The following is a 23,826-nucleotide window of genomic DNA, read 5'->3' on the forward strand; positions in this document are numbered from 1 at the left end:
GGGCGGGGCGACTGCCGGGATCGTACGGAGCGCAGCTCGCCCCGTCCGGCCCGCCGAACCCGCCGCGGCCGCGGCACGGCCCGGCGGCAGGAACCGAGGGCATCCCCGGGACCGGGCAGCGGGTGGCGGCGGACACCGCGTCGACCTGCGCCATGTCCGCACCTCCCGTACCCGTGTCCGCGGGTTCCGGGCGCCGCACCCGTCGCCGGGCACGGCACCGGAACCCTCCCCGTGTTTCTGCCGCACTCATCCTGGCCCGGCCGGCCCGTCCGGCGCACTGCCGTGATCCGGCAGTGTTGGGGCCTCCTTCATGCCGGACAGCGACCCGGCGGGCGGCCGTGCGCCGGCCTCCGCGGGCGGCAACGTCCGCCACGGGCCGCCTCGTTGCCGAGCACCGGCAGGCGGCCCGCGCGGCCCGGCGACGCGGGCCTGGACCGTGCGAGCCGACCGCGGGGCACGGCGGGCACGGCGCCCCCTCCCGGCGGGCACGGCTCGCGAGAGGACGTCCCCGGGGGGAGGTGCTCCCGTCCCGTCCGACGGTGCGTCATGATCGAGGCGGCCGCAGCACGACCGACCACCGCACGCGGCCGCTCGGTATCGGCAGACGGGGAGGAACGCAGGTGCGTCCAGGCCGTGTTGACAGTAGGACGTCGTCCGTCCGCGCGCCAGGCCCGGCGGCCGGCCCGCACCCGCCGGCCGCCGGGGCGGTCCGCCGATGAGACGCGTCCCCTCACTGCCCGACCAGACCCGGCACCGCACGCTGCCCGGCCACATGATCGTGGCCGGGGACGACGCCCTCGCCGGGCGGCTCGCCGCCGAACTGCGCGAGCTGTACCGGGTCCAGGTCACCGTCGTCGTACCGTCCCTGCCGGGCACCGGCACTCCCGGCGGCGCCACACCGCGCTGGGCGGGCGCCGCCGCGCTGCTCGCCCGTATGCAGGCGGCGGTCAACCGCGCCCCCGGCACCGACCCGTCGACCGGTGTGCGGATCCTCCAGGCACCCGTCCTCGACGAGCGGTCCCTCGACGAGGCGGGCGTCACCCGGGCCGACGCCCTCGCCCTCGTCCACGACGACGACGAGACCAACATCCGCGCCGCGCTCGCCGCCCGCCGCCTCAACCCCCGCCTGCGCCTGGTCATCCGCCTCTACGACCGCAAACTGGGCCAGCACCTCGCCGACGTGCTCGACCAGGCCGCCGTCGTCGCCTCGCCCGGCCTGGACCCGGCCGTCCTCGACACCTCCACCACCGTGCTGTCCGACGCGGACACCGCCGCCCCCTCCCTCGTGGCCACCGCCGTCACCGGAACCAGCAAGGTCGTCCAGGCCGACGGACTGCTGCTGCGCGCCGTGGAGCGCACCCCGCCACGCCCCGGCGAGGTCGCCGACCCCGGTCTGTGCACCCTCGCCCTGCTCTCCTCCACCGCCAACGACCCGGCAGGCACCGAGGGTTCGGACGCCAGCGGCCAGGACGGGCCGCTGCTGCTGCCGGACGAGGACGCCGTGGCCGCGGCCACCGGACGCGGCACGGTCGTGCTGGAGACCGTCACCGCCGCCGACCGCCGGCCGCCGGGCCGCCTCACCGGGCGCGGACTGCCGCTGGGCTCCCTGTTCTCACGCCGGCTGCGCTGGTCCCTGGCCGGGCTCGTGCTCAGCGTCCTGGGCATAGCGGTGGCGTCCTGGCTGACCGCCGGCGAACACCCGCTGCACGCCGCCTACCTCACGCTCCTCGACATCTTCGCCATCGGCGACCCGGCCGTCGACGAACCCGTGCCCCGCCAGGTCCTGCAACTGCTCTCCGGACTGACCGGGCTGCTGATCCTGCCCGTGCTGCTGGCCGCCGTGCTGGAGGGGCTCGGCACCTTCCGCAACGCCGCCACCCTGCGCCGCCCGCCGCGCGGACTGTCCGGACACGTCGTCCTGCTCGGCCTCGGCAAGGTCGGCACCCGCGTCCTGGCCCGGCTGCACGAACTCGACATCCCCGTGGTGTGCGTGGAGGAGGACCCCGACGCCCGCGGCATCCCCCTCGCCCGGCGGCTGCACGTGCCGACCGTCGTCGGCGACGTCACCCAGGAAGGCGTCCTGGAGGCCGCCCGCATCCACCGCGCCCACGCGCTGCTCGCCGTCACCAGCAACGACAGCACCAACCTGGAGGCCGCCCTGTACGCCCGCTCCGTGGCCCCCGGCGTCCGGGTGTCGCTGCGGCTGTACGACGACGACTTCGCCACCGCCGTGTACCGCACGCTGCGCGCCGCCCACCCCGAGGCCCTCACCCGCAGCCGCAGTGTCTCCACCCTCGCCGCACCCGCCTTCGCCGGGGCCATGATGGGCCGCCGCATCCTCGGCGCCATCCCGGTCGAGCGGCGCGTCCTGGTGTTCGCCGCGCTGAACGTGGCGGACCACCCCCAGCTGGAGGGCCGGACCGTGGCCGAGTCGTTCCGTGCGGGCGGCTGGCGGGTCCTGGCCGTGGACTCCACCGCCCCCGGCGAGCGCCTGCCCGACCTCGCGGTGACGCCCTCCCACGAGGGCCGGGAGCACTCCGGCGGCCTGCTGTGGGACCTGCACCCCGGCTATGTCCTGCACTCCCGCGACCGGGTGGTGCTCGCCGCGACCCGCCAGGGCCTGGCCGAGCTGCTCGCCACCCAGACACCCGCCCGGACCGGGCCCGCCGGACAACCCTGAGAAGGCCCCGCCGCGCCGCGGGAGGCACCCGGCCGTACGGCGTGCGCCGCGCCGTGCCACGCCGTGCCGTGCCGCGCCGTGCCGTGCCGTGCCGTGCCGTGCCGCGGAGCCTTCCACGGCACCGCACTCCACGGCACCGTACGGCGGGCCCCCGGCCGGCCGGGCTGCCCGGTGCCGCCGTGATCTGCCAGGCTGGTCCGGCGGCGCCGAGGGGGCGGCCGCACGGCGCCGGCACCACGGAGGACAGCGTGAAGGGGCGGGAGATACCCGACGAGTATCTGGAGGGCTACGCCCGGACTCTGGCCGAGGTGTGCGCGACGGGCCGCCGCCTCACCCGCGAGGAGCTGGAGTCGCTGCGGGCCCGCGGGGAGCGCGCGGCGGAGGCCGGCTTCGGTCTGCGCGCGCTGGTTCGCCGGCACATCTCCGTGGCCCGCGAGGCCTGGCCCGCGCTGCCGGACGGCACCGGCCCGCACGCTCTCGCCGCGGTCGAGCAGGCCGTCGACGCCTTCGCCGAGGGCCACGAACGCGCCCAGCTGCTCGCCGTACGGCAGGAGGAGGCGGTCCGCCGGGAGTTCGTCGACGACCTGCTGTACGGCCGCAGCGACCTGGGCCGGCTGGCGGAGCGGGCCGAGCGGTTCGGTCTGCTGCTGTCCCGCGCGCACGCCGTGGCCGTCGCGCAGGGCGCCGTGTCGGTCGACGACGCCGATCCGGCCGCCCGGCAGGTGGAGAGCGCCGTGGTGGCCCGGTTCGGCGAGCGGCGCATCCTGCTCACCACCAAGGACGGCAGGCTGGTCTGCGTGGCGCCCGGAGACCAGGACGACGTGCTGTCGTTCTTCGCCAAGCAGGCGTACGCGGCCACCGACGGCGGCCAGGTCGCCGTCGGCCGCCCCCATCCCGGCGCGGGCGGCGTCGTCCACTCCTACGAGGAGGCCCTCAACGCCCTCGATCTCGCCGGGCGGCTGCACATCCAGGAGCCGGTGCTGCGTGCGGCGGACCTGCTGGTCTATCCGGTCCTCAGCCGCGACCGGCAGGCCATGGCCGACCTCGTGCAGAACACGCTCGGCCCGCTGAAACTGGCCCGCGGAGGTGCCCGTCCGCTCATCGACACGCTGACGGCGTACTTCGACGCCGGCTGTGTCGCCGCCGAGGCGGCCCGGCGGCTGAGCCTGAGCGTGCGGGCCTTCACCTACCGCCTGGAACGCATCCACAAGCTGACCGGCGCCGACCCCTCCGACTCCGTCCACCGCTACACCCTGCAGACCGCGGTGATCGGCGCCCGGCTGCTGGGATGGCCCGACGACGACGTCTGACGGCCTGCGAACGCCGTGAGCGGTCTCCGCGCGGAACGCCGCCGCCGCACCGGGACCTGCCCGGACGCCGCGGCCGGGAGCACCCGGGCTGCGGTGCCGGGCGACCGCCCGGACACGTGGCTGCGGCGGCACGGCGGCGCCGCGTGGTCACGCGGCTGCCGGACCTGACGCAGCCCCGGGCCGGCGGCCCGGGGCTGCGCGGTGAGGGCAATGCCGCGGCCGGGTCACAGGGTCAGCAGGACACGGCCGGCGGCCCCGGGGTCGGTGAGGGGTCTGAGGGCGAGGCGGACCAGGGCGAGCGGGTTGTCGTCCCCGGCGATGCGGTTGGCGCTGAGTTCGCCGCAGGAGGCGCACTGGTGGATGATCATCCACTCGCCGTCCGGCCGGACGGACATGCCCAGCGCCTCCATCCGGCCGCGGCAGTCCGCGTCGCGGTCGCCGGGCGTCTTCCGGTCGACGTGCAGGCTGGCGAGGCAGTGGGGGCAGTGGTTGCGGTGCGCGGTGCCGGGTGCGGCCGGGGAGACGTCCAGCCGGCAGGAGACGCACCGGAAGTCGTTCGCCCGGTGCCCTCCCCGGGTGTGCAGGACGTCCTTGTGCCGCTGCGGACGGCGCCGCCCGCGACTGCTGCGGTTGTTGCGCGACATGGCGGTGCTCCTTCCCCGTCGGGCGGTCAGAGCGTTCCGAACGCTTCGAGCGGGAAAGGCGGTTGCGCCAGCGGGCGGACGGCCATGCGCATCAGGACGAGCTGGTTGTCGTCGGTGCAGACCGGGTTCGAGGTGAGCTCGTCGCACCGCACGCAGCGGTGGATCACCCTCCAGTCCCCGGTGCGGAGCACGGCGACGGCGATCGGGGACATCCGGCCCTCGCAGTCGCTCGGACCGCCCTCGACGTGGTCGAGGACGTGCCGGGAGTGCAGGCAGGACGGGCAGTGGTTGCGCGGCGCGCCGTCGGCGGCGTACGCGGACACGGTCAGCCCGCACCGGAGGCAGGTGAAGGTACCGAGGCTGAGGGTGTGGGTGGTGTGGGTGGTGTGGCTGGACACCCGGACGCTCCTTGCTGGGACGTTGTCATGACAGCAAGAGCAGGCCGAGTGGCCTCGTCGGAGGGCCCGGCAGCGCCACGGAGCGGCGGACGGGCAGGTCGGAGCACCGGAGAAGCCGTCCGGCAGCCGCCCGGACGAGCGGGCGGCGGAAGACTGCGGACGGTTACGCGGTACGGCGAGGCGCACTCGGCGCGGACCAGGTCATGAAGCACCCCTTTTCCAGGGCGCACGGGCCCGGTACGAAGCAGAACGGCCCGATGAGGCTAACAAGGGGCCTGCCGGGGACGTCAACGCATTTTCGACGCGCCCCGGCCCCGGGAGCCCGCCCCGGTCGTACCCGTCCGGCGGGACGCCCGGACACCGAGGGGGCCGACGGGGACGGCCGGCTCGGTGTCCGGGGCCGGAGGCGGGCAGACCGGCTCAGGCGTCGGCCGGGGCCTTGGGGCGCGGCGGGGCGGGCTCGTCGTCGTCCGGGATGCCCGCCAGGTCCTCGACGTCGAAGGCGCGCGCGATCGGTACGTCCGTGGAGCTGTGCGCGATGATCGAGAAGGCGATGCACACCGCGATGAGCGTGAACGCCTCCTCCGCCTGCGGGATGCCGGACTGCAGCACGAGCAGCCCGTACACCACCGAGGCGAAGCCCTTCGGGCCGAACCACGCCGCGACCAGCTTCTCCTTGCGGGAGATGCGGGTGCCGAGCAGCGAGATGAGCAGCGAGGCCGGGCGGATCAGGACGATGGCCAGGACCACGGCGACGTAGCCGCCGAAGGACAGGTCCCCGAACAGCTGCGGGGTGAGCAGCGCGCCGAACACCAGCAGCGCCGCGAACTTCGCCAGCTCCGCCAGCGCCTCCCCGAGCGGTTCGAAGGACGCCTTCGCCTCGGGCGAGACGTGCACCAGCACCGCGCCGGCCGAGAACGCGGCCAGGTAGGGGTTGGCGTGGGTGAGGTGGCAGGCCGCGTACAGGATGATCCCGGTGGCCAGCGGCAGCAGCGGCTGGAGCTTGGGCTCCGCGCCCAGCAGCGGGAACCGGGCGAGGGCGTTCACCAGCAGCGGCAGTACGACACCGAAGACCAGGCCGAGCAGGAGTTCCAGGGCGATCTCGCCGGAGGTGGCCTCCGCGCTGCCCGCGGCGGGGCCGGCCGCGGCGATCAGCATCAGCACCACGGGCAGGGCGAGCCCGTCGTTGATGCCGCTCTCCACGTTCAGCAGCTGCCGCAGTTTGGCCGGGACCTCGGCGCGGCCCACGATCGCGGAGGCGAACACCGGGTCGGTCGGCGCCAGCACCGCGCCGACGAGGAAGGACGTCGTCCAGTCCAGGCCCACCAGGTAGTGGGTGATCAGCGCCATGAAGACGAACGCCAGCGGCATGCCCAGGCCCAGGGCGCGGGCCGGGTTGCGCCAGTTGGCGCGCAGCTTGGGCAGTGCCACGTGCATGCCGTCGGTGAACAGCACCGCGAACAGCGCCAGGTCGGCCGTGACGGACACGATCTCGCTGTCGGGGGTGATGTGGATCAGACCGAGGAAGCCGTCACTGACGAGGGCGCCGCCGACCAGGAAGAGGAAGGACGTGGACAGCACGGTCCGGGCCGCCAGACCCGACAACATCACCGCCACGAGCAGCGCGACGCCGAACACCACCACCAGTACCATCACGGGCCCCGATCGAAGAGAGACTTGTCCTCACATCGCCGACCCGACTTCCCGGCACACCAGGGGGAACCTTACCTGCCCTTGACACGTCTTTGACAGATCCCTGACGGGCATCGGGGGGGCGGCGGAGGTTGCCGTGCCCCGGCAACGACGGCCGGCCGGGGCGGGGAGGAACCGGGCGGGCGGGTGGGGGAACACGAGCGGGCGGGTGGGGGAACACGAGCGGGCGGGTGGGGGGAACACGGGCGGGCGGGTGGGGGGAACACGGCCGGGGCGGGCGCAAGGAACACGGCCGGGCGGGCGCGGGAACCGGGCGGCCGGAGGCGAACCGGCCCCGCCCCGGAGCCCGTTGCGGCCCCTTCCGAGCCCGGGCGACCGCCCGGGCCGGTCGCCCGAGCCGGTCGCCCGGGCCGGTCGCTCAGTGTCCGACGGCGAGTTCCCCGCTGAGCCGGTCGTGCAGGTGGGCGCTGCTGTCGTTCAGCCCGATGATCTCGACGCTCTTGCCGCGCTGGGCGTACTTGGTCTCGATCGCGTCCAGGGCGGCCACGGACGAGGCGTCCCAGATGTGCGCGTCGGACAGGTCGACGATGACCTTGCCGGGGTCGGTGGCGTACGAGAAGCGGCCGACCAGGTCGTTGGAGGAGGCGAAGAACAGCTCGCCGGTCACCCGGTAGACGACCGTGCTGCCGTCGGGGTCGGTGACGGCGGTGACGTCGGCGAGACGGGCGACGCGCCGGGCGAAGACCACCATGGCGGTGACGGAGCCGACGACCACGCCGATGGCGAGGTTGTGGGTGGCGACCACGCAGGCGACGGTGACGGCCATGACGACGATCTCGCCGGCCGGCATCCGCCGCAGGGTCTTCGGGGCCACGGAGTGCCAGTCGAACGTGGCGAACGACACCATGACCATGACGGCGACGAGCGCGGCCATCGGGATGTCGGAGACCACCGGGCCGAACACGATGCACAGCACCATCAGGAAGGCGCCCGCCAGGAACGTGGACAGCCGGGTGCGGGCACCCGACACCTTCACGTTGATCATGGTCTGGCCGATCATGGCGCAGCCGCCCATGCCGCCGAAGAAGCCGGTGACGATGTTGGCGACGCCCTGGCCGACCGACTCGCGCGTCTTGTCGGAGTGGCTGTCGGTGATGTCGTCGACCAGCTTCGCGGTCATCAGCGACTCCATCAGCCCGACGAGCGCCATCGCGAACGCGTACGGGGCGATCGTGGTCAGCGTGTCCAGGGTGAACGGCACGTCCGGCAGGCCCGGCACGGGCAGCGAGGAGGGCAGGGCCCCCTTGTCGCCGACGGTGGGGACCGCGATGCCCGCCGCGACCGTGATCACGGTCAGCACGAGGATGGACACCAGGGGGGCCGGGACCACGCTGGTGAGCTTCGGGAAGAACACCATCATCAGCAGGCCGGCGGCGATCAGCGGATAGACCGGCCAGGGGACACCGGTCATCTCCGGCACCTGGGCCATGAAGATCAGGACGGCGAGCGAGTTGACGAAGCCGACCATCACCGAGCGCGGGATGAACCGCATGAGCTTCGCCACCCCGAGCGCGCCCAGGACGACCTGGAAGACACCGGCCAGGATGACGGCAGCGATCAGGTAGCCGAGGCCGTGCTCGCGGTTGAGCGGCGCGATGACGAGTGCGACGGCGCCGGTCGCGGCGGAGATCATCGCCCGCCGGCCGCCGACGACGGCGATCGTCACGGCCATGGTGAAGGAGGCGAACAGGCCGAGCGCGGGGTCCACCCCGGCGATGATCGAGAACGAGATGGCCTCGGGTATCAGCGCCAGCGCGACCACCAGGCCCGCCAGCACCTCGGTGCGCCAGACCTTGGGATCGGACAGCCAGTCGGGCTTCAGACCGCGCAGGCGCGCGGCCGGGGACACAGCGGAAGCAGCAGCAGACAACGAAGCGGAACCTGTCGGGCTCGGGCACTCCCCGTGCGGCGGGCCGGGGCGTGCGGGAGGGACGCGGAGGGGCCGGGCCGGCGCCCCGCGGGCGGCTCCATGGGCACGGAGCCGGAGGTCGGGAAGGGACTCAGGCGCAGCCCTGCGGGGGTGAGGGGGCGGTCTGTGTCCGGGGGCGGAGCGTCACGGCGGGCAGGCGGCACCGGCCGTCGTCGGCTCGCCCACACTGGTCTCCGGCGGAATCGGAACTTCACCGGGGGCGGCACCGGCCCCGGTACGGCAGCGGCGGGGCAGCACCGCGCGGCCCGCGCCGTCGCAACTCTACCCTAACGTTAGGGTAGGGATCGGCGGCGCCCTCCGGGCCGCGACCGCCCGCGGGAGTGAGGAGCGCGACCGTCGCCGGCACGAGGACCGCGACCGCCGGCGGCGCGAGGGGCTCCGGCGCCCCGGCACGCTCACCACGACCGCGTTCGCCGCCGGGCCACGCCGGTGCCGCAGCACGAGAGGACCAGGGACCAGGGGCATGGACGGCAAGCACATGCGGATCGGCGAGGTCGCCGCACGGACCGAGCTGTCCCTGCGGACGATCCGCCACTACGAGGAGACCGGTCTCGTCACCCCCTCCGCCCGCTCGCAGGGCGGCTTCCGCCTCTACACCGAGCACGACGTGCAGCGGCTGATGGTGGTGCGCCGGATGAAGCCGCTGGGCTTCACCCTGGACCAGATGCGCGACCTGCTCGACGCCACCGACCGTCTGGACGCGCTCGACGCGCCTTCCCCGGGCGGCGCCCTCCTTCCGGACGACGGCCCCGCCGCCGCGTCCGGCGACCCGGCCGCGGGCGAGCGGGAGGACCTGCTGGAGCGGGTGCGCGCGTACGAGCGGGCCACCGCGGAGCAGGTCGGCCGGCTGCGGTTGCAGCTCGCCCGCGCGGAGGACTTCGCCGCGACGCTGCGCGCCCGCCTGGAACGGCGCCCCTCCCCGGACCGGGGCGGGGCGGCGGGCCCGGTGCCGGCGGCGCCGGCCGGCCGCGGCGGGACCGCCGCGGGCGCACCTCGCTGACCCGGTGGCCGGCCGCCTCAGCCCAGTTCCGCGAAGGCCTCCACGGCGCGCGTCTTGCCGGTGACGACGATCACGTCGCCCTTCTGCACCACCGTCTCGGCGGTGGCGTACGTGAAGTCCTCGCCGGGGCGCTTGATCCCGACGACCGTGATGCCGTAGCGGCCGCGCACATGGCTCTCGCCGAGGGGCACTCCGGTGGCGGCGTCCGGGGCGACGGTCTTGGCCAGGGCGTAGTCGTCGTCGAACTCGATGAAGTCGAGCATCCGGCCGGTGACCAGGTGGGCGACGCGTTCGCCCATCTCGTGCTCGGGCAGCACCACATGGTGCACGCCGAGGCGTTCGAGGATCTGGCCGTGCTGGCGGCTGACGGCCTTGGCCCAGATGTTGGGCACCTGCGCCTCCAGCAGGTTGGAGCTGACCAGGATGCTGGCCTCTATGTCGGTGCCGATGCCGACGACGGCGCTGGTGAACTCGTGGACGCCGAGCTGGCGGAGCACCTCGGGGTCCGTGCAGTCGGCGACGGCGGTGTGGGTGAGGCCGTCGCTGTACTTCTGGACCAGGCGCGGGTCGGTGTCCAGGCCGAGGACGTCCCAGCCGCGCCGCATCAGCTCACCGGCCAGGGAGTGGCCGAAGCGGCCCAGCCCGATGACGGCGACGCGCTGGTCGCCGCCGTCGCGGCGGGAGGCGTCGACGAGGCGCCTGCGGCCGCGCCGGCGCAGGGAGTGCAGGAAGTCAGCCAATGACGGGTCGCTCCTCGGGCAGTTCGTAGCGTCGGGTGCGCTCGCGCAGCGCGAGGGCCGAGACGAGCGTGATCGGGCCGAGGCGGCCGACGAACATCAGGCCGACCAGCAGCAGCCGGCCGGAGTCCGGCAGGTCCGCGGTGATGCCGGTGGACAGGCCGACGGTGGCGAACGCCGAGACGACCTCGAACAGGACCGGTTCCAGCGCGTCCTCGGTGAGGGTGAGCAGGGCGAGGGTGGCGCCGATGACGAGTCCGACGCCCAGCAGCGCCACGGTCAGCGCCTGGCGCAGGACGTGCGGGCCGAGCCGGCGGCCCAGCACCGAGGAGGTGGGCTCGCCGCGCACCTCGGCGACCATGGCGGCGGCCAGCACCGCGAAGGTGGTGACCTTGATGCCGCCCGCGGTGCCGGCGCTGCCGCCGCCGACGAACATCAGCATGCAGGTCGTCAGCAGCGTCGACGCGTGCATGGCGTGCACGTCGAGGGAGTTGAAGCCGGCCGTGCGGCTCATCACGGAGTGGAAGAAGCCGTCGAGGACCTTCCCGGCCACGCCGTGCGGGCCGAGGGTGCCGGGGTTGCTCCACTCCAGCAGGCAGGTCAGCGCGGTGCCCACGGCGAGCAGGGCGGCGGTGGTGACGAGGGTGAGGCGGGTGTGCAGCGTCCAGTTGCGGCGGCCGGTGGCGAGACGGCGGCGGCGGTGGCGCAGCAGTTCCAGCAGCACGGGGAAGCCGATGCCGCCGAGGATCACCGCGGCGGCGATCGGCAGCAGGACCCACGGGTCCTGGGCGTAGCGGACGAGGCTGTCGGGGCGTAGCCCGAACCCGGCGTTGTTGAAGGCCGACACGGCGTGGAACAGGCCGGTGTAGAGGGCGTCGCCGGTGCTCTCGCCGTAGCCGAGGCGGAACCGCAGGGCCAGGGCCGTGCCGGCCACGAGTTCGGTGCCGAGGGTGATGGCGGCGACGCCGAGCAGCACCCGGCGTACGTCGCCGATGCCGAGGCTGCGGGTCTCGGCCTGGGCGGTCAGCTGCATCCGCAGCCGCAGCCGCCCGGAGACCAGCAGGGCCAGCAGCGACGCCATCGTCATGATGCCGAAGCCGCCGATCTGGACCAGCGCGAGGATGACGCCCTGGCCGAAGCCGCTCCAGTGGGTGCCGGTGTCCACCACCGCGAGGCCGGTGACGCACACCGCGGAGGTGGCCGTGAACAGCGCGGTCACCAGGCCGGTGGAGGTGTGGTCGGCGGCGGCGACGGGCAGCGACAGCAGCAGGGTGCCGGCCAGGGTCACGCAGGCGAAGGACAGGACCACCGCGCGGGCGGGATGGGCCGCCAGCAGCGACGTCCCCGCCCGTGTCCGTGTCACCGGTCCCGCCACCCGCCGTCTCCCTCTCCACCGGTGACGGCCGCTGTCGTCGGTGCTCCGTCAAGACCCGGCCGCACAGATTACGCGGCCCCGCCCGGCGGGTGCGCCCCGGGTCGGGCGGACGCGCCGGAGAACCGGCCTGCGGACGGCGTGCGGCCCGCACACGGCGCAGGGGCCCGACGGGTCTCGGGCCCCTGCGGGACGGGGCGGGCTCCGCCCCGTCCCGTCCCGCAGGCGGATCACTCCGGGTACGGGCGGCGGATCACCGCGGGTGCCGGAGGCTCACTTCAGGTGGACGAGACCGTCGGTGGTGACGGTGGGCCGGCCCTTGGTGCCGACGACGACGATCTTGACGCTGTGCCGGGCGCTGCTCGGCCAGGTCTTCGTCCAGATCGCCTGGCGGTACTTCACGGCGGAGGACTTCAGGTCGACGGTCGCGGTCTTCTTGCCGTCGACGTAGACGTACGCCTGGCCGGAGCCGGAGGCCCGGGACACCACCCAGGCGGCGGAGCGGCCGGTGAAGCTCCAGGTGAGGCTCGCGCCCTTGGCGGAGCTGGAGTACGACTTGCCGCCCAGGTAGCTGCCGGAGGAGCGGCTGGTCCACTTGCCGGTCTTCGCCGCGGAGGTCTCCTGCAGGATCACCGGCGTGTACGACGGCGAGGAGGTGCGGGAGTTGCCGGCGTAGTCGTAGGCCCGCATGGACCAGGCGGTGGCGGTGCCGGACTTGGCGGTGCGGTAGGAGACCGTGCTGGCCGGGCCGTAGGTGCTGGAGTAGGGGGACAGCAGCTTGACGTACCGCAGGGCGGCGTTGTCGGCGGCCTTCCAGTTGAGCGTGACCGGGACCGCGCCGGTGTTGACGGTGCCGCCGCGCAGGGACAGCTTCGGCGTGGTCGTGAAGGTGGGTGCGGTGGTCTCCGCCACGACGGTCAGCGGGGCGGTGGTCGCGCTGCGGCCGGAGAGGTGTGTGGCCCGCACGGCGACGGTGTGGCTGCCCGCGGCGAGGGTGACGGCCGCGGAGGTCGCGGAGCCGTCGGTGCTCGCCGCGACCTCGCCGTCGACCAGCACGTCGAAGCCGCCTATGAGGGAGGCCGGCGTCTCGGCCGACCAGCGGACGGTGACCTTGCCCTTGGTGTAGTAGGTCTGGCCCGACAGTCCGGCGCCGCTCATCGAGGTGACCTTCAGGCCCTCCACCGGGCCGCCCGCGAGAGCCCGGACGGCCGGCAGCTGGCCGTAGAGGGAGGTGCCGGGGCACTCGGAGTTGAAGCCGTCGCGGTGCCCGGAGATCCGGTCGAACGTGTAGAGGCTGCCCGTGGTGAAGCTGCGCTTCATGTAGTTCGTCTGGGTCGCGCCCGCGGTGAGCTGCACGGTGGAGGCGGGGTCGAGCCCGTACAGGCCGAGCTTCCAGGCGGCCACCCTCGCGACCGCGTCCAGCGTGGCCTCGGGGGCGCCGGTGGTGGAGTAGTCGCCGAGCACGGCGATGCCCGCGGACTCGCGGTTCCAGCCGTAGGTGTGCGCGCCGAGCACCGGCTGGTCGATGCCGCCCTTGCGGCCCTCGAAGACGGTGCCGCACTTGTCGACCAGGAAGTTGTAGCCGATGTCCTTCCAGCCGTTGGTCTTCACGTGGTACGCGTAGACGCCGCGCACGATGGCGGCGGAGTCGGCGCACGTGTAGTCGTTGCTGCCGGCCGTGTGGTGCACGAACACCGCCTTGACGTCGGCGTTGTAGTCCGGCGCCTCGGGGCTGATGGACTCGTCGGCGCCCCAGTCGGCGCGGGCGACCACCGGGGGCTGCGGTGCGGCGTCCGCCGCGGCGGCGGGCAGGCCGGCGGCGGCGCCCGCGGAGAGGGCCGCGGGGGACAGCTCGTACGCCGCGGGCTCGGTCCTCGCCTCGGCCGCGGTCACACCCGGGTCGATCAGGTTGACCTCGAACCCGGTGGGCAGGCCGGCGGCGGTGGAGCCGTCGGCGTGGACGACCTGGACCTCGACACCGTCGGACGGGCCGACCCACAGCGGTTCGGAGGCACCGCGCGCCTCCGACTCGCCCTCGGGCACCTCCACCGGGTCGACGCCGGTCTCCAGGTCCCGCCAGCCGGTCCAGTCACCGGTCCCGGCGTCGCGGGTGCGCACCTGGACGCGGCCGTCGAGCTCCTTGTCGGCGTCCTTCCAGGAGACGCCCAGCAGGGAGAACTGCTTGGTCTCGGTCCGCGGCAGCTCGCGCTTGCCGCGTCCGGTGCTCTTCAGTGCCAGGTCGTAGACCTTGGCCGGCCGCTTGGACCGGACATCGGGTCCGTGTCCGCCATGACCGGCGAACGGGCTGGCGGCGGCATACGACACGATGCCCCCGCCGCCCAGGACCACCGCGCCGAGCGTCAGCCACGCCCGTCGCTTGATGCTCAGAGGTCGGTACGCATGCGACGCACGACGACTCACGACGTGTTACCCCCACAGAAGGGCCCCTGGGGCCGCAGAAAGAAGTCACTCGGGCCTCACCAGACACACGGGTGGCCCGGCTGTTCCAGCGTGGAGCAGCCAACGAACGTTACACCGTGCGGAGTTGAAGTGACCTGGATCACCGGCGGCCGCGTCACGGACGGCCGGCGCGGTGATGTTCTGTCAGGTGATGCGCCTGATGGTCGGCTTCTGCGGGAAAGGGGCGTTCTGTGACGATCGGCCGGACCTGGCCGCGGGGACGGCCGCCGCCGGGCGGGGCAGCCACCGGCGGCCCCGCGGCGGGCGGGTCCCCTCGCGGTCGGGGCGGGATGCCCCGCCGGTCAGCGGGCGCCGGTCTGGTAGATGTCCGGGATGCCGTCGCCGTCCACGTCGCGGTCCTCCTCCTCGCAGATCCGCCGGTAGACGCGGTTGCGGCGGCGCAGGAGCACGGAGGCGAGGGCGGCCGCGGTCAGGGAGCCGATGAGGACGGCCGCCTTGACGTGTTCGACCTGGGTGTGGTCCTCGAAGGAGAGCTCGCCCAGCAGCAGGGCCACGGTGAAGCCGATCCCGGCCAGCACGGCGATGCCGAGGATGTCGGCCCAGGCGAGTTCGGGGTTGAGCCGGGCGCGGGTGAAGCGGACGGCGGCGTAGGTGCCGAGGAAGATGCCGAGGACCTTGCCGGCGACCAGGCCGACGAACACGGCGAGCGGCTCGGGGTCGCTGAAGACGCGGGCCAGGGCGTCCCCGGTCACGGCGACGCCGGCGGCGAACAGCGCGAAGAGGGGGACGGCGACGCCCGCCGAGAAGGGGTGCACGAGATGGGAGACGCGGGCGCCGGGCGAGGCGTCCTCGCCGGGGTCGCGGGTGGTGCGCAGGATGAGGCCCATGGCGACGCCGGCGATGGTGGCGTGGATGCCGGAGTTGTACATCAGCGCCCAGATGGCGACGCCGAGCGGCACGTAGAACCACCAGCCGCGCACCCGCAGCCGCTGCAGGAGGTAGAAGAGGGCCAGGCCGGCCACGGCCGCGCCGAGGGCCCAGAAGTTGAGGCCCGAGGTGAAGAAGACCGCGATGATGAGGATCGCGCCGAGGTCGTCGACGACGGCGAGGGTGAGCAGGAACGCCCGCAGGGAGGCGGGCAGATGGGTGCTGATGACCGCGAGGACGGCGAGCGCGAAGGCGATGTCCGTGGCCATGGGGACGGCCCAGCCGTGCAGGCTGCCGCCGCCGATGCTGGCCGTGAGGGTGTAGAGCAGGGCCGGGACGGCCATGCCGCACAGGGCGGCCACCACCGGCAGGGCGGCGGTGGCGGGGGTGCGCAGTTCGCCGACGACGAACTCGCGCTTGAGCTCGATGCCCGTGACGAGGAAGAACACCGCGAGGAGGCCGTCGGCCGCCCAGTGCTCCACGGACAGGTCGAGCCCGAGGGCGGGAATGCCGAAGTGGAGGGAGCGCAGGGACTCGTAGGAGGCGCTCCACGGGCTGTTCGCCCAGAAGAGTGCGGCGACGGCGGCGGCGAGCAGGACGAGCCCGCCGATGGTCTCGGTGCGCAGGGCCTCGGCGACCGCCTGCCGCTCGGGCCAGGGGACCAGGCCGAGTACGGTCTTGCGGGGGCGTGCCTGGCTCATGGGAAGGAATCCTCCGGGGCGTTTCGGCGGCGGGCGCACAGGCCCCACGGACGCCGACCAGACTTCCCGGCACACCGGCATCGCTCAGCCGCGATGCGTGCTCACACCCTAACGGGTGGCCGGGGGTCTCACCAGGGCGTCTCTCACCTGCTGGAACGGGCGAGAGGGTCTGCCCCACCGTGGAGCTCGGTGGGGCAGACCCTCTACCGGGTGCCGGACCGCCGCGGGGCGGCGGGGGACGGCCGGCGGGAGGTCAGACGGTGGCCTCCACCGACTCCTCGTCGGCGTCCTCGTCCGGGTCCAGACCGGCGTCGCGCTTCTTGGCCCAGGCGAGGAAGGAGTTCAGCTCCCGCTTGACGATCGGCGCGAGCAGGTACAGGCCGATGATGTTGATGACGGCGAGCATGAACAGCACCGCGTCGGCCATGTCGATCAGCGTCTGCAGCGTGAGCAGGGCGCCCGCGACCGCGAACAGGGTGTAGAAGACCTTGAAGCTCAGCTCGCTGGCGCGGCTGCGGCCGAACAGGTGCGTCCACGCCTTCATGCAGTAGTAGCCCCAGGTCAGCACCGTGGAGACGGCGAACAGCATGACCGCGACGGTCAGGATGTACGGGAACCAGGGCAGGACCGTCTCGAAGGCGTCCGAGGTGATGGTGACACCGCCGATGGACTCGCCCGCGCGGGCCTCGGCCCAGCTGGCCGGGTTGGCGATGACGATGGTCAGCGCGGTCATGGTGCAGATGACGACCGTGTCGATGAACGGCTCCAGCAGGGCGACCAGGCCCTCGCTCGCGGGGTGCTTGGTCTTCACCGCGGAGTGCGCGATGGGCGCCGAGCCCAGACCGGCCTCGTTGGAGAACGCGGCCCGCTTGAAGCCGATGATCAGTGCGCCGAGCACACCGCCCGCGACGCCCTGCGGGTTGAAGGCGCCCTCGATGATCGTGGAGATCGCGGACGGGACGGCGGTCACGTTGACCAGGATGACGATCAGACAGGCGGCGATGTAGATGCCCGCCATGGACGGCACGAGCCGGCTGGTGACGGAGGCGATGGAGCGGATGCCGCCGAGCAGCACGATGCCGACGAGCGCGGCGATCAGCAGGCCGAAGAACAGTGCGCCGGCCGAGGAGCCGATGACGCCGTCCTCGCCGCCGGTGACGGAGACGAGCTGGGCGTAGGACTGGTTGACCTGGAAGAGGTTGCCGCCGAAGAGACCGAAGAACAGCACCATGAAGGAGGCGAGGACGGCCAGGACCTTGCCGAGGGTCTTGCCGTTCTTGCCGAAGCGCTCGGTCAGGCCCTTGGGCAGGTAGTGCATCGGGCCGCCGGAGACGCTGCCGTCGGGGTGCACCTCGCGGTACTTCACGCCGAGGGTGACCTCGACGAACTTGGTGGCCATGCCGAGCAGGCCGCAGAGGACCATCCAGAACGTGGCGCCGGGGCCACCGATCGAGACGGCGACGGCCACACCGGCGATGTTGCCGAGTCCGACCGTGCCGGAGACGGCCGCGGTCAGCGCCTGGAAGTGGTTGACCTCGCCGGTCGACCCCTTCTCGTCGTACTTGCCGCGCACGACGTTCAGGGCGAGCCGGAACTTGCGGATCTGGACGAAGCCGAACCAGCCCGTGAAGACGAGGCCGGCGACGACGAGCCAGGCCACGATCAGGGGCAGGTCGGTACCTCCGACGTGCACGGAATAGAAGACGATCTCGCCGAGCTTGGCGGCTATCGGCTCGAAGAAGCCGCTGACGGCGTCGTCGACGGACTGGGTGAAGGAATCGAGTGACACGTGGGGACCTCAGTAACGCAGAAGCGACGCGCGGGAGGTGCGCCGGTGAGGGTGCGGTCTTTGAGCGAACGCCGTTGTCCGGTCGGCGGTGAGGAGTTCACGCCCCCGGACTCGGAGCGTGATCACCTCGGTCGTGCTGCCGGCGGGACACCGGCCCCCGCAGGCTGAACAAGGGCTGGTGCCACCTGCGGAGTTGCGCATTCCTAACACACGCGCCCCCCACCTGCGTGTGATGCATCCCACACAACTCACGGTGATCTCACGAAATGCCAGGGCGCGTGACACGACCGTTATCCGGACACCTACATCCGTTCACGGGACACTTATTTCCGCAGGTCAGGGGCTTGAAGTCGGAACGCTACTGACATCTACCCCGTCGGCCGCCACCCCGACACGTCACCTTCCGGCCACCCCGGCCACGCCCGCCGTCCACCCCCCGGCACCGCCCGCACTCCCGGCCACCCGGGCGACACCCCCCACGCCCTCCCCCCGGCCCTCCCGGACACCGTCCGTCCCCGCGGCGGGGCGCGGGAAGCCGCGCGGGGAACCACCACACTCCCGCACGGTCCCGACGACCGCCACCACCCCGGCAAGGGCCGCGCGCACCACCCCGGAAGGAGCGCGAGGAACCGCGCGACCCGGCCGCCCCGGGCGCGGCACCCGCCGCCGGCCGCCAGCACCCCCGACAGGAGCGCGGGGAACCCCGCGAGAACCACGGGCCCCGCACCCACCCCACGCGCCCCGACGGCGGAACCCCGCCCCCTCCGGCGGAGCGCCTACCCGAGGTGCCGCCCCGCGAACTCCAGCTCCAGCCGCACCTGCTTGATCCGCTCGTCGACGACCAGCGATCCGTGACCCGCGTCGTACCGGTACACCTCGTGGACCGCGCCACGAGCCTCCAGCCGCTTGACGTAGTTGTCGATCTGCCGAAGGGGACAACGCGGATCGTTGACCCCCGCCGAGATGTACACCGGCGCCTTGACCTGCTCGACGTACGTCAGCGGAGAGGACGCCTCGAACCGCTCGGGCACCTCCTCGGGGGTGCCCCCGAGCAGGGTCCGGTCCATCGCCTTCAGCGCCTCCATCTCGTCGTGGTAGGCCGTCACGTAGTCGGCGACGGGCACCACGGCGATCCCGAGCGCCCACGCGTCGGGCTGGGTGCCGAGGCCGAGCAGGGTGAGGTACCCGCCCCAGGATCCGCCGGTCAGCACGAGACGGGCGGGGTCGGCGAGGCCGGACGCGACGGCCCACTCCCGCACCGCGGCGATGTCCTCCAGCTCGATCAGCCCGACCCGGTGCTTGAGGGCGTCGGTCCAGGCGCGGCCGTAGCCGGTGGACCCGCGGTAGTTGACGCGTACGACGGCGTAGCCGTGGTCCACCCAGGCCGCCGGGCCCGCGGCGAAGGAGTCGCTGTCGTGCCAGGTGGGCCCGCCGTGGATGTCGAAGACGGTGGGCAGCGGTCCGCTCGCACCGGCGGGCTTCTGCACGAGGGCGTGGATACGGCCGCCGGGCCCGTCCACCCACACGTCCTCCACCGGTACCGAGCCGGGTGACTTCAGGCCGGGCGGGTCGAGCACGACGCCGCCGGAGGTGGAGCGGACGACGGAGGGCACGGCCGCCGACGACCACAGGTACTCGACGCTGCCGTCCGGCCGGGCGGTGGCCCCGGAGACGGTGCCGGGCGGCGTGTCCACCCGCACCAGCTCGCGGCCGGCCAGGTCGTAGCGGAGCAGCTCGCTGCGGGCCTCGAAGCTGTGCGCGATGAGCAGCCCGCCGCCGTCCGGGTACCACTCGGCGCTGACGTCGCCCGGCAGGTCCAGCGCGAGGTCGGTCTCCTCGCCGGAGACCACGTCCCACACGAGCGGCTCCCAGCGGCCGCGGCGCTGGTGCCCGACGAGCAGCCGGGTGTCGCCGTCGACCGGCGCGAAACCCAGCACCTCCAGGCCCAGCTCGACGGTGCCGTTCTTGGTGTCGTCGAGCTCGGCGACGGTCGTGCCGTCCAGGCGCGTCACCCGCAGCGCGGAGTGCATGGCGTCGCCGTGCTCGGTGTGCTCGATGGCCAGCAGCGTGCCGTCGTGGGAGAGGTCGCCGACCCCGGCGGACTCCCGGTGCCGGTAGATCTCCACCGGGGCCCGGCCGGCCCGCGCGAGGTGGATGGTGGTGCCCTCGTCGTCCGTGGACCGCCCGACCACCGCGGTGCCGCCGTCCCGGCCGAGCGCCAGACCCGCCGGGTAGGACGCCGCCAGACCCGGCACGGCGGGCTCGTCCGCCCCGCCGCCGAACGGCTGCCGCCGCCAGACGCCGAACTCGTCGCCGTCCTTGTCGTCGAACCACCAGATCCAGGCGCCGTCCGGGGTCAGCACACCGTCCGTGGTGCCGTTGGGCCGGTCGGTCACCTGGCGCTGCCGGCCGGTGGACCGGTCCCAGGCGTACAACTCGTACGTCCCCGTCGCGTTCGACACGAACAGGGAGCGGTCGGGGGCGTCCTCGGCCCAGTCGGGCAGGGAGACCCGTGGTGCACGGAACCGCTTCTCCCAGTCGGGCATGGCTTCTGCGTCGCTGCTCATGCCCCTATGTAACCCGATCGGGAGCGGGTCGTTCAGCGCATCCCGGGATGGTTCCGCGCCCCGCTTCTCCCCAGCTCCGGCATAGGGGGATAACGCGGTGCAACCGCGGCGTCACAGGGCCGCCCGGCGCGCCCGGCGGACAAGCGGAACCACTCGTTCACACCCGGGCAACGCGGCCGGCCGCCCAGCGCCCCGGCCCCCGCCACCGCCCCGCCGAACTCCCCTGCCCGCCTTGCGAGTCCACGCCCTGCGCCACCCCGCGCGCCGTGGACACCGCCGGTTCGCTGACGGGAATCCGAAGGCGTCCCCGGCGCCGCCCCCGGCGCCGTCGTCCGGGAGATCCCGGGCGCCGGCCGGCGCCCGGGGAACCACCGGGCCCCGGGGGCCACCGCAACCGGCGGCCCCACGCCCGGCGCCCGGGCCGCCCCGCCGGGTCCGGACCGGCGAGGGTGACGGGAGGCCTCCCCGGGCCCGTCGCCGGTCTCCCCGCCCCGTACCGTGGGGGTGTGTACCGGTTCCTGCTGACGCCCCGCTGGTGGGGGATCAACGTCTTCGTGCTGCTCGCCATCCCGTTCTGCGTGTTCATGGGCTCCTGGCAGCTGGGCCGGTTCGAGGAGCGGATGGACAGCCACCGGGAGGCCGGTGCCTGGGCCGCAGCGCACCGGGACCAGGCGGCACGGCCGCTGGCCGAGCTGCTGCCCGTGGACAAGGAGACCTCCGGCGCCCAGGCCACCGCAACCGGCCGCTACGCCGACCAGCTGCTGGTGCCGGACCGCGCCCTCGACGGCAGGAGCGGCTTCTACGTACTGACGCTGCTGCGCCCCGACGACGGCGGCAAGGCCCTGCCGGTGGTGCGGGGCTGGCTGCCGGGCACGGCGGACCCCGCGCGGGCTCCGGAGCCGCCGGCCGGGCGGGTCACGGTCACCGGAGCGCTCCAGGCCTCGGAGACGCCCGGCGACAACGGGGTGAGCGCCCGGGGCGGGCTGCCGGCCGGGCAGACCGCCGCGATCAGCTCGGCGTCACTGGTCAACCTGGTGCCGTACGGCGTCCAGGACGCGTTCGTCACGCTGAACGAGGGCGACGCCGGCCTGCGCGCCGTGCCGGCGAGGGCGGCGGCGCAGACCGGACTGGACCTGAAGGCGTTCCAGAACCTCGGCTACACCGGCGAGTGGTTCGTGTTCGCGGGCTTCGTGGTGTTCATGTGGTTCCGGCTGCTGCGCCGCGAGGCGGAGCTGGCCAAGGACGCCGAGCTGGGGCTGCTCCCCGAGGAGGGCGGCCCCGCCGCCGGACCCGCCGCCGGACCCGCCGCCGGACCCGCCGCCGGACCCGCCGCCGGACCGGCCGCTGCGGCCTACGACGCCGACAGCACGCCGGTCCGGTAGACCGTCCCGGCGCACGCGCCGGTCACCGTGGCGGTCGCGCCGGGCCCGCCGGCCTCGCTGGTGTAGGACACGCTCACACCGCCCTCGGCGACACCGTCCGCGGTGAGCAGCTGGGCGGAGGTCCCGCTCTCCCCGGCGGTGGCGGTCCGGTCGGTGCCGCCGGTCCCGGCGGAGGCGGCGGAGCCCGTGGTGCCGGTGGCGGACGTCGAGGTGGGGGTGGGTGTCGCGCCGCCGGAGCCGCTGCCGCCGGTGTCCGTGCCACCGGTGCCGGTGCCGGTGCCGCCGCTGTCGGTGCCGCCGGTTCCGCCACCGCCCGTGCCGCTGTCGGCGGGGCAGGTCTCGGCGGGCACCCAGGCGAACCTCACCTCGTAGGCGGCGCCGGGCAGCAGGACGAGCCGGCCGACCTCCAGCGACGGGTCGGGCAGGCCGGCCGCGGCGTCCCCGGCGACGTGCCGGGCCAGCGTGATCCTGGTGGGGTCGGCGGCGCCCTGGGCGAGAGCCGTCACGGTGCCGGGCCCGCCGACGGTACAGCGGTCGGCGGAGATGTTGGTGACGCGGAAGCTGCCGTACACGGTGCCCGTGGAGTCCGGGCCGCCGCTCTCGGCGGCCGCGGAGAGCTGCCCGGCGGTACAGGGCGGCGCGGCGGGCAGTCCTGCCGAGGGGGCGGCGGTGGGGCCGGTGCCGGGTCCTGTGATGCCGCCCGGGGCGTGGCCGCCGCCGGTACCGCCGCCCGGCGCGCCGTCGGCGGGCCCCGAGGCGGACCCTCCGGGGGTGGCGTCGCCGCCCTGGAGGGCGCCCTCACCGGAGCCGCCCTGGGCGGCGGAGCCGTGTCCGGCGATGGAGGGGTTGGCGTCGGGGCCGGAGGTCCCGGAGACGTGGACGAGTGCGGGAACGGCCGTGCCGAGGAAGAGCGCGGCGGCCGCCACGCCGACGGCGGCCTGCCGCTTGCGGGCGCGCCGGGCGGGCACGGCCCGGCGCAGCTGTTCCAGCGCCCCCTCGCGCGGCGCGACGTCCTGGACGACGTCCTGCAGCATCCGGCGCAGGGTCAGCTCGTCCGATCCGAGCCCTCGGGGACCCTGTTCGTCGGGGCTGTCGTTCACAGTTCGGTTCCCAGCGTGCGGTTGGTTCGACTCGTACGGCGGCTGCGGGGCCCGCCGCGGCTCAGGGCCCGGTCCGTTCTCCCCCGCGCCGTGACGTGACCCGGCGCTCCCGCCGCCCGCGCGGCCTCCCGGACGCCCGCCGCCCCGACGGCCCTCCCGGTCTCCCCCGCCCCGAGGGTCCTGTGCGCCCTCGGGCCCGTGGTGGTCGCTCATGTCGCCGAGGCCTCCATCGCACGGCGCAGGGCGGCCATCCCGCGGGACCCGTAGGCCTTCACGGAGCCGAGGGATATCCCGAGCGTGTCGGCCACCTGGGCCTCGGTCATGTCGGCGAAGTAGCGCAGCACCAGCACCTCCCGCTGGCGGCGCTGCAGGCCCTTCAGGGCGTTGACGAGGTCGCGGCGCTCCAGCCGGTCGTAGGCGCCCTCCTCGGCGCTGGCCATGTCCGGCATCGGCTTGGAGAGCAGCTTCAGGCCGAGGATGCGGCGGCGGAGCGCGGAGCGGGAGAGGTTGACGACGGTCTGCCGGAGGTAGGCCAGCGTCTTCTCCGGGTCGCGGACCCGCTTGCGGGCGGAGTGGACCCGGATGAACGCCTCCTGGACGACGTCCTCGCAGGACGCGGTGTCGTCGAGGAGGAGCGCGGCGAGGCCCAGCAGCGAGCGGTAGTGCGCCCGGTAGGTCTCGGTGAGGTGGTCGACGGTGGTGCCGGCCGCCGCGGTCTCCTCGGCACCGTCGCGCTGGCTGGGTATGCGGGCGGGCCGCGCTGCGGGCATGGGCGCGATCACCGGCATGCTGCCGGGCGCGCCGGGCGTGCGGGGCCGCTGGGGCCGGCGGACGGGCGGCCGCAGGGTCGCGCCCCGCCGGGCCGCAGTGAAGTCGAGTACCTCTGCCACGCCAGTTGGACACGCTTCCCCCCGCGGGGGTTGTACGCGCCGGGCGCCGCGTTTCCTCCGGCCTGTCCGGCCCGTCCCGGCCGGGGTGCGCCGGACGGCGCCCGCTCTCCGTCCGGCTCGACCGACGGAGCCTCAGATGCCCACATGCGTCCCGCTCTTCCCCTATGTCCGTCATGCCGGGGCGTCCCCACGCCCGGGCACACGGCGTCCCCGTGTCTGCCCTGCCTGAACGTCCCCGTCCGGCGCGCCCGCACGGGCGACGGCA

Annotated in this window: 16 protein-coding genes; 4 read left to right on the top strand and 12 right to left on the bottom strand. The window is 74.2% G+C overall.

What is annotated here, in order from left to right:
* Positions 1–715: 715 nt before the first annotated feature.
* Entirely contained in the window at positions 716–2,680 is a 1,965-nt protein-coding gene (locus AC5K6T_RS21415; protein WP_493211336.1) for an NAD-binding protein, read from the top strand.
* Between the two features lie 248 nt (positions 2,681–2,928).
* Entirely contained in the window at positions 2,929–3,990 is a 1,062-nt protein-coding gene (locus AC5K6T_RS21420; protein WP_493211337.1) for a PucR family transcriptional regulator, read from the top strand.
* Positions 3,991–4,214: 224 nt separating this feature from the next.
* Here AC5K6T_RS21420 and AC5K6T_RS21425 read toward each other — a convergent pair whose 3' ends face one another.
* The 4 genes from AC5K6T_RS21425 to AC5K6T_RS21440 form a co-directional block, all read right to left on the bottom strand.
* On the bottom strand, positions 4,215–4,634 hold the full coding sequence (locus AC5K6T_RS21425; protein WP_493211339.1) for an RNHCP domain-containing protein: 420 nt from the start codon (positions 4,632–4,634) through the stop codon (positions 4,215–4,217).
* A 26-nt stretch (positions 4,635–4,660) separates the two neighbouring features.
* Entirely contained in the window at positions 4,661–5,032 is a 372-nt protein-coding gene (locus AC5K6T_RS21430) for an RNHCP domain-containing protein (protein WP_493211340.1), read from the bottom strand.
* Between the two features lie 420 nt (positions 5,033–5,452).
* Complete coding sequence (locus tag AC5K6T_RS21435) at positions 5,453–6,685, bottom strand: cation:proton antiporter (protein ID WP_493212162.1); 1,233 nt, start codon at positions 6,683–6,685, stop codon at positions 5,453–5,455.
* Between the two features lie 418 nt (positions 6,686–7,103).
* Entirely contained in the window at positions 7,104–8,594 is a 1,491-nt protein-coding gene (locus tag AC5K6T_RS21440) for a SulP family inorganic anion transporter (protein WP_493211341.1), read from the bottom strand.
* A 544-nt stretch (positions 8,595–9,138) separates the two neighbouring features.
* On the opposite strand from AC5K6T_RS21440, the gene AC5K6T_RS21445 reads away from it, so the two are divergent.
* Positions 9,139–9,675, top strand: a complete 537-nt coding sequence (locus tag AC5K6T_RS21445) for a MerR family transcriptional regulator (RefSeq protein WP_493211342.1) — start codon at positions 9,139–9,141, stop codon at positions 9,673–9,675.
* A gap of 17 nt (positions 9,676–9,692) precedes the next feature.
* Here the strand turns inward: AC5K6T_RS21445 and AC5K6T_RS21450 are convergent, their stop codons facing one another.
* From AC5K6T_RS21450 to AC5K6T_RS21475, 6 genes are all read right to left on the bottom strand, one after another.
* On the bottom strand, positions 9,693–10,415 hold the full coding sequence (locus tag AC5K6T_RS21450; RefSeq protein WP_493211343.1) for a potassium channel family protein: 723 nt from the start codon (positions 10,413–10,415) through the stop codon (positions 9,693–9,695).
* Positions 10,408–11,787: a TrkH family potassium uptake protein gene (locus AC5K6T_RS21455; RefSeq protein ID WP_493211344.1), complete on the bottom strand. Its 1,380-nt coding sequence runs from the start codon at positions 11,785–11,787 to the stop codon at positions 10,408–10,410. The genes AC5K6T_RS21450 and AC5K6T_RS21455 overlap by 8 nt, the downstream gene beginning before the upstream one ends.
* Before the next feature lie 270 nt (positions 11,788–12,057).
* A complete protein-coding gene (locus AC5K6T_RS21460; RefSeq protein WP_493212163.1) occupies positions 12,058–14,166 on the bottom strand; it encodes a peptidoglycan recognition protein family protein in 2,109 nt (702 codons plus the stop codon).
* A 380-nt stretch (positions 14,167–14,546) separates the two neighbouring features.
* A complete protein-coding gene (nhaA, locus tag AC5K6T_RS21465; RefSeq protein WP_493211346.1) occupies positions 14,547–15,833 on the bottom strand; it encodes a Na+/H+ antiporter NhaA in 1,287 nt (428 codons plus the stop codon).
* Between the two features lie 253 nt (positions 15,834–16,086).
* Positions 16,087–17,622: an alanine/glycine:cation symporter family protein gene (locus AC5K6T_RS21470; RefSeq protein ID WP_493211348.1), complete on the bottom strand. Its 1,536-nt coding sequence runs from the start codon at positions 17,620–17,622 to the stop codon at positions 16,087–16,089.
* A 776-nt stretch (positions 17,623–18,398) separates the two neighbouring features.
* Positions 18,399–20,189, bottom strand: a complete 1,791-nt coding sequence (locus AC5K6T_RS21475) for a S9 family peptidase (protein WP_493211349.1) — start codon at positions 20,187–20,189, stop codon at positions 18,399–18,401.
* A gap of 506 nt (positions 20,190–20,695) precedes the next feature.
* Between AC5K6T_RS21475 and AC5K6T_RS21480 the strand changes: the two genes are divergently transcribed.
* Positions 20,696–21,571, top strand: coding sequence for an SURF1 family protein (locus tag AC5K6T_RS21480; protein WP_493211351.1), 876 nt, complete (start codon positions 20,696–20,698; stop codon positions 21,569–21,571).
* Here AC5K6T_RS21480 and AC5K6T_RS21485 read toward each other — a convergent pair.
* Both AC5K6T_RS21485 and AC5K6T_RS21490 read right to left on the bottom strand, forming a co-directional pair.
* Positions 21,541–22,671 carry a hypothetical protein gene (locus AC5K6T_RS21485; RefSeq protein ID WP_493211353.1) on the bottom strand — a complete coding sequence of 377 codons (1,131 nt, stop codon included), beginning with the start codon at positions 22,669–22,671 and terminating at the stop codon, positions 21,541–21,543. The two genes, AC5K6T_RS21480 and AC5K6T_RS21485, sit on opposite strands and share 31 nt — an antisense overlap.
* Positions 22,672–22,880: 209 nt before the next feature.
* Positions 22,881–23,561 carry a SigE family RNA polymerase sigma factor gene (locus AC5K6T_RS21490; protein WP_493211355.1) on the bottom strand — a complete coding sequence of 227 codons (681 nt, stop codon included), beginning with the start codon at positions 23,559–23,561 and terminating at the stop codon, positions 22,881–22,883.
* Positions 23,562–23,826 lie beyond the last annotated feature (265 nt).

The sequence above is a fragment of the Streptomyces sp. B8-7 genome (assembly GCF_058833805.1).

Bases quoted from the DNA above. Each gene is read 5' to 3' on its own strand.
- AC5K6T_RS21435 (WP_493212162.1), bottom strand. From the start codon at position 6,685: ATGGTACTGGTGGTGGTGTTCGGCGTCGCGCTGCTCGTGGCGGTGATG.
- AC5K6T_RS21445 (WP_493211342.1), top strand. From the start codon at position 9,139: ATGGACGGCAAGCACATGCGGATCGGCGAGGTCGCCGCACGGACCGAG.
- nhaA (WP_493211346.1), bottom strand. From the start codon at position 15,833: ATGAGCCAGGCACGCCCCCGCAAGACCGTACTCGGCCTGGTCCCCTGG.
- AC5K6T_RS21415 (WP_493211336.1), top strand. From the start codon at position 716: ATGAGACGCGTCCCCTCACTGCCCGACCAGACCCGGCACCGCACGCTG.
- AC5K6T_RS21425 (WP_493211339.1), bottom strand. From the start codon at position 4,634: ATGTCGCGCAACAACCGCAGCAGTCGCGGGCGGCGCCGTCCGCAGCGG.
- AC5K6T_RS21475 (WP_493211349.1), bottom strand. From the start codon at position 20,189: ATGAGCAGCGACGCAGAAGCCATGCCCGACTGGGAGAAGCGGTTCCGT.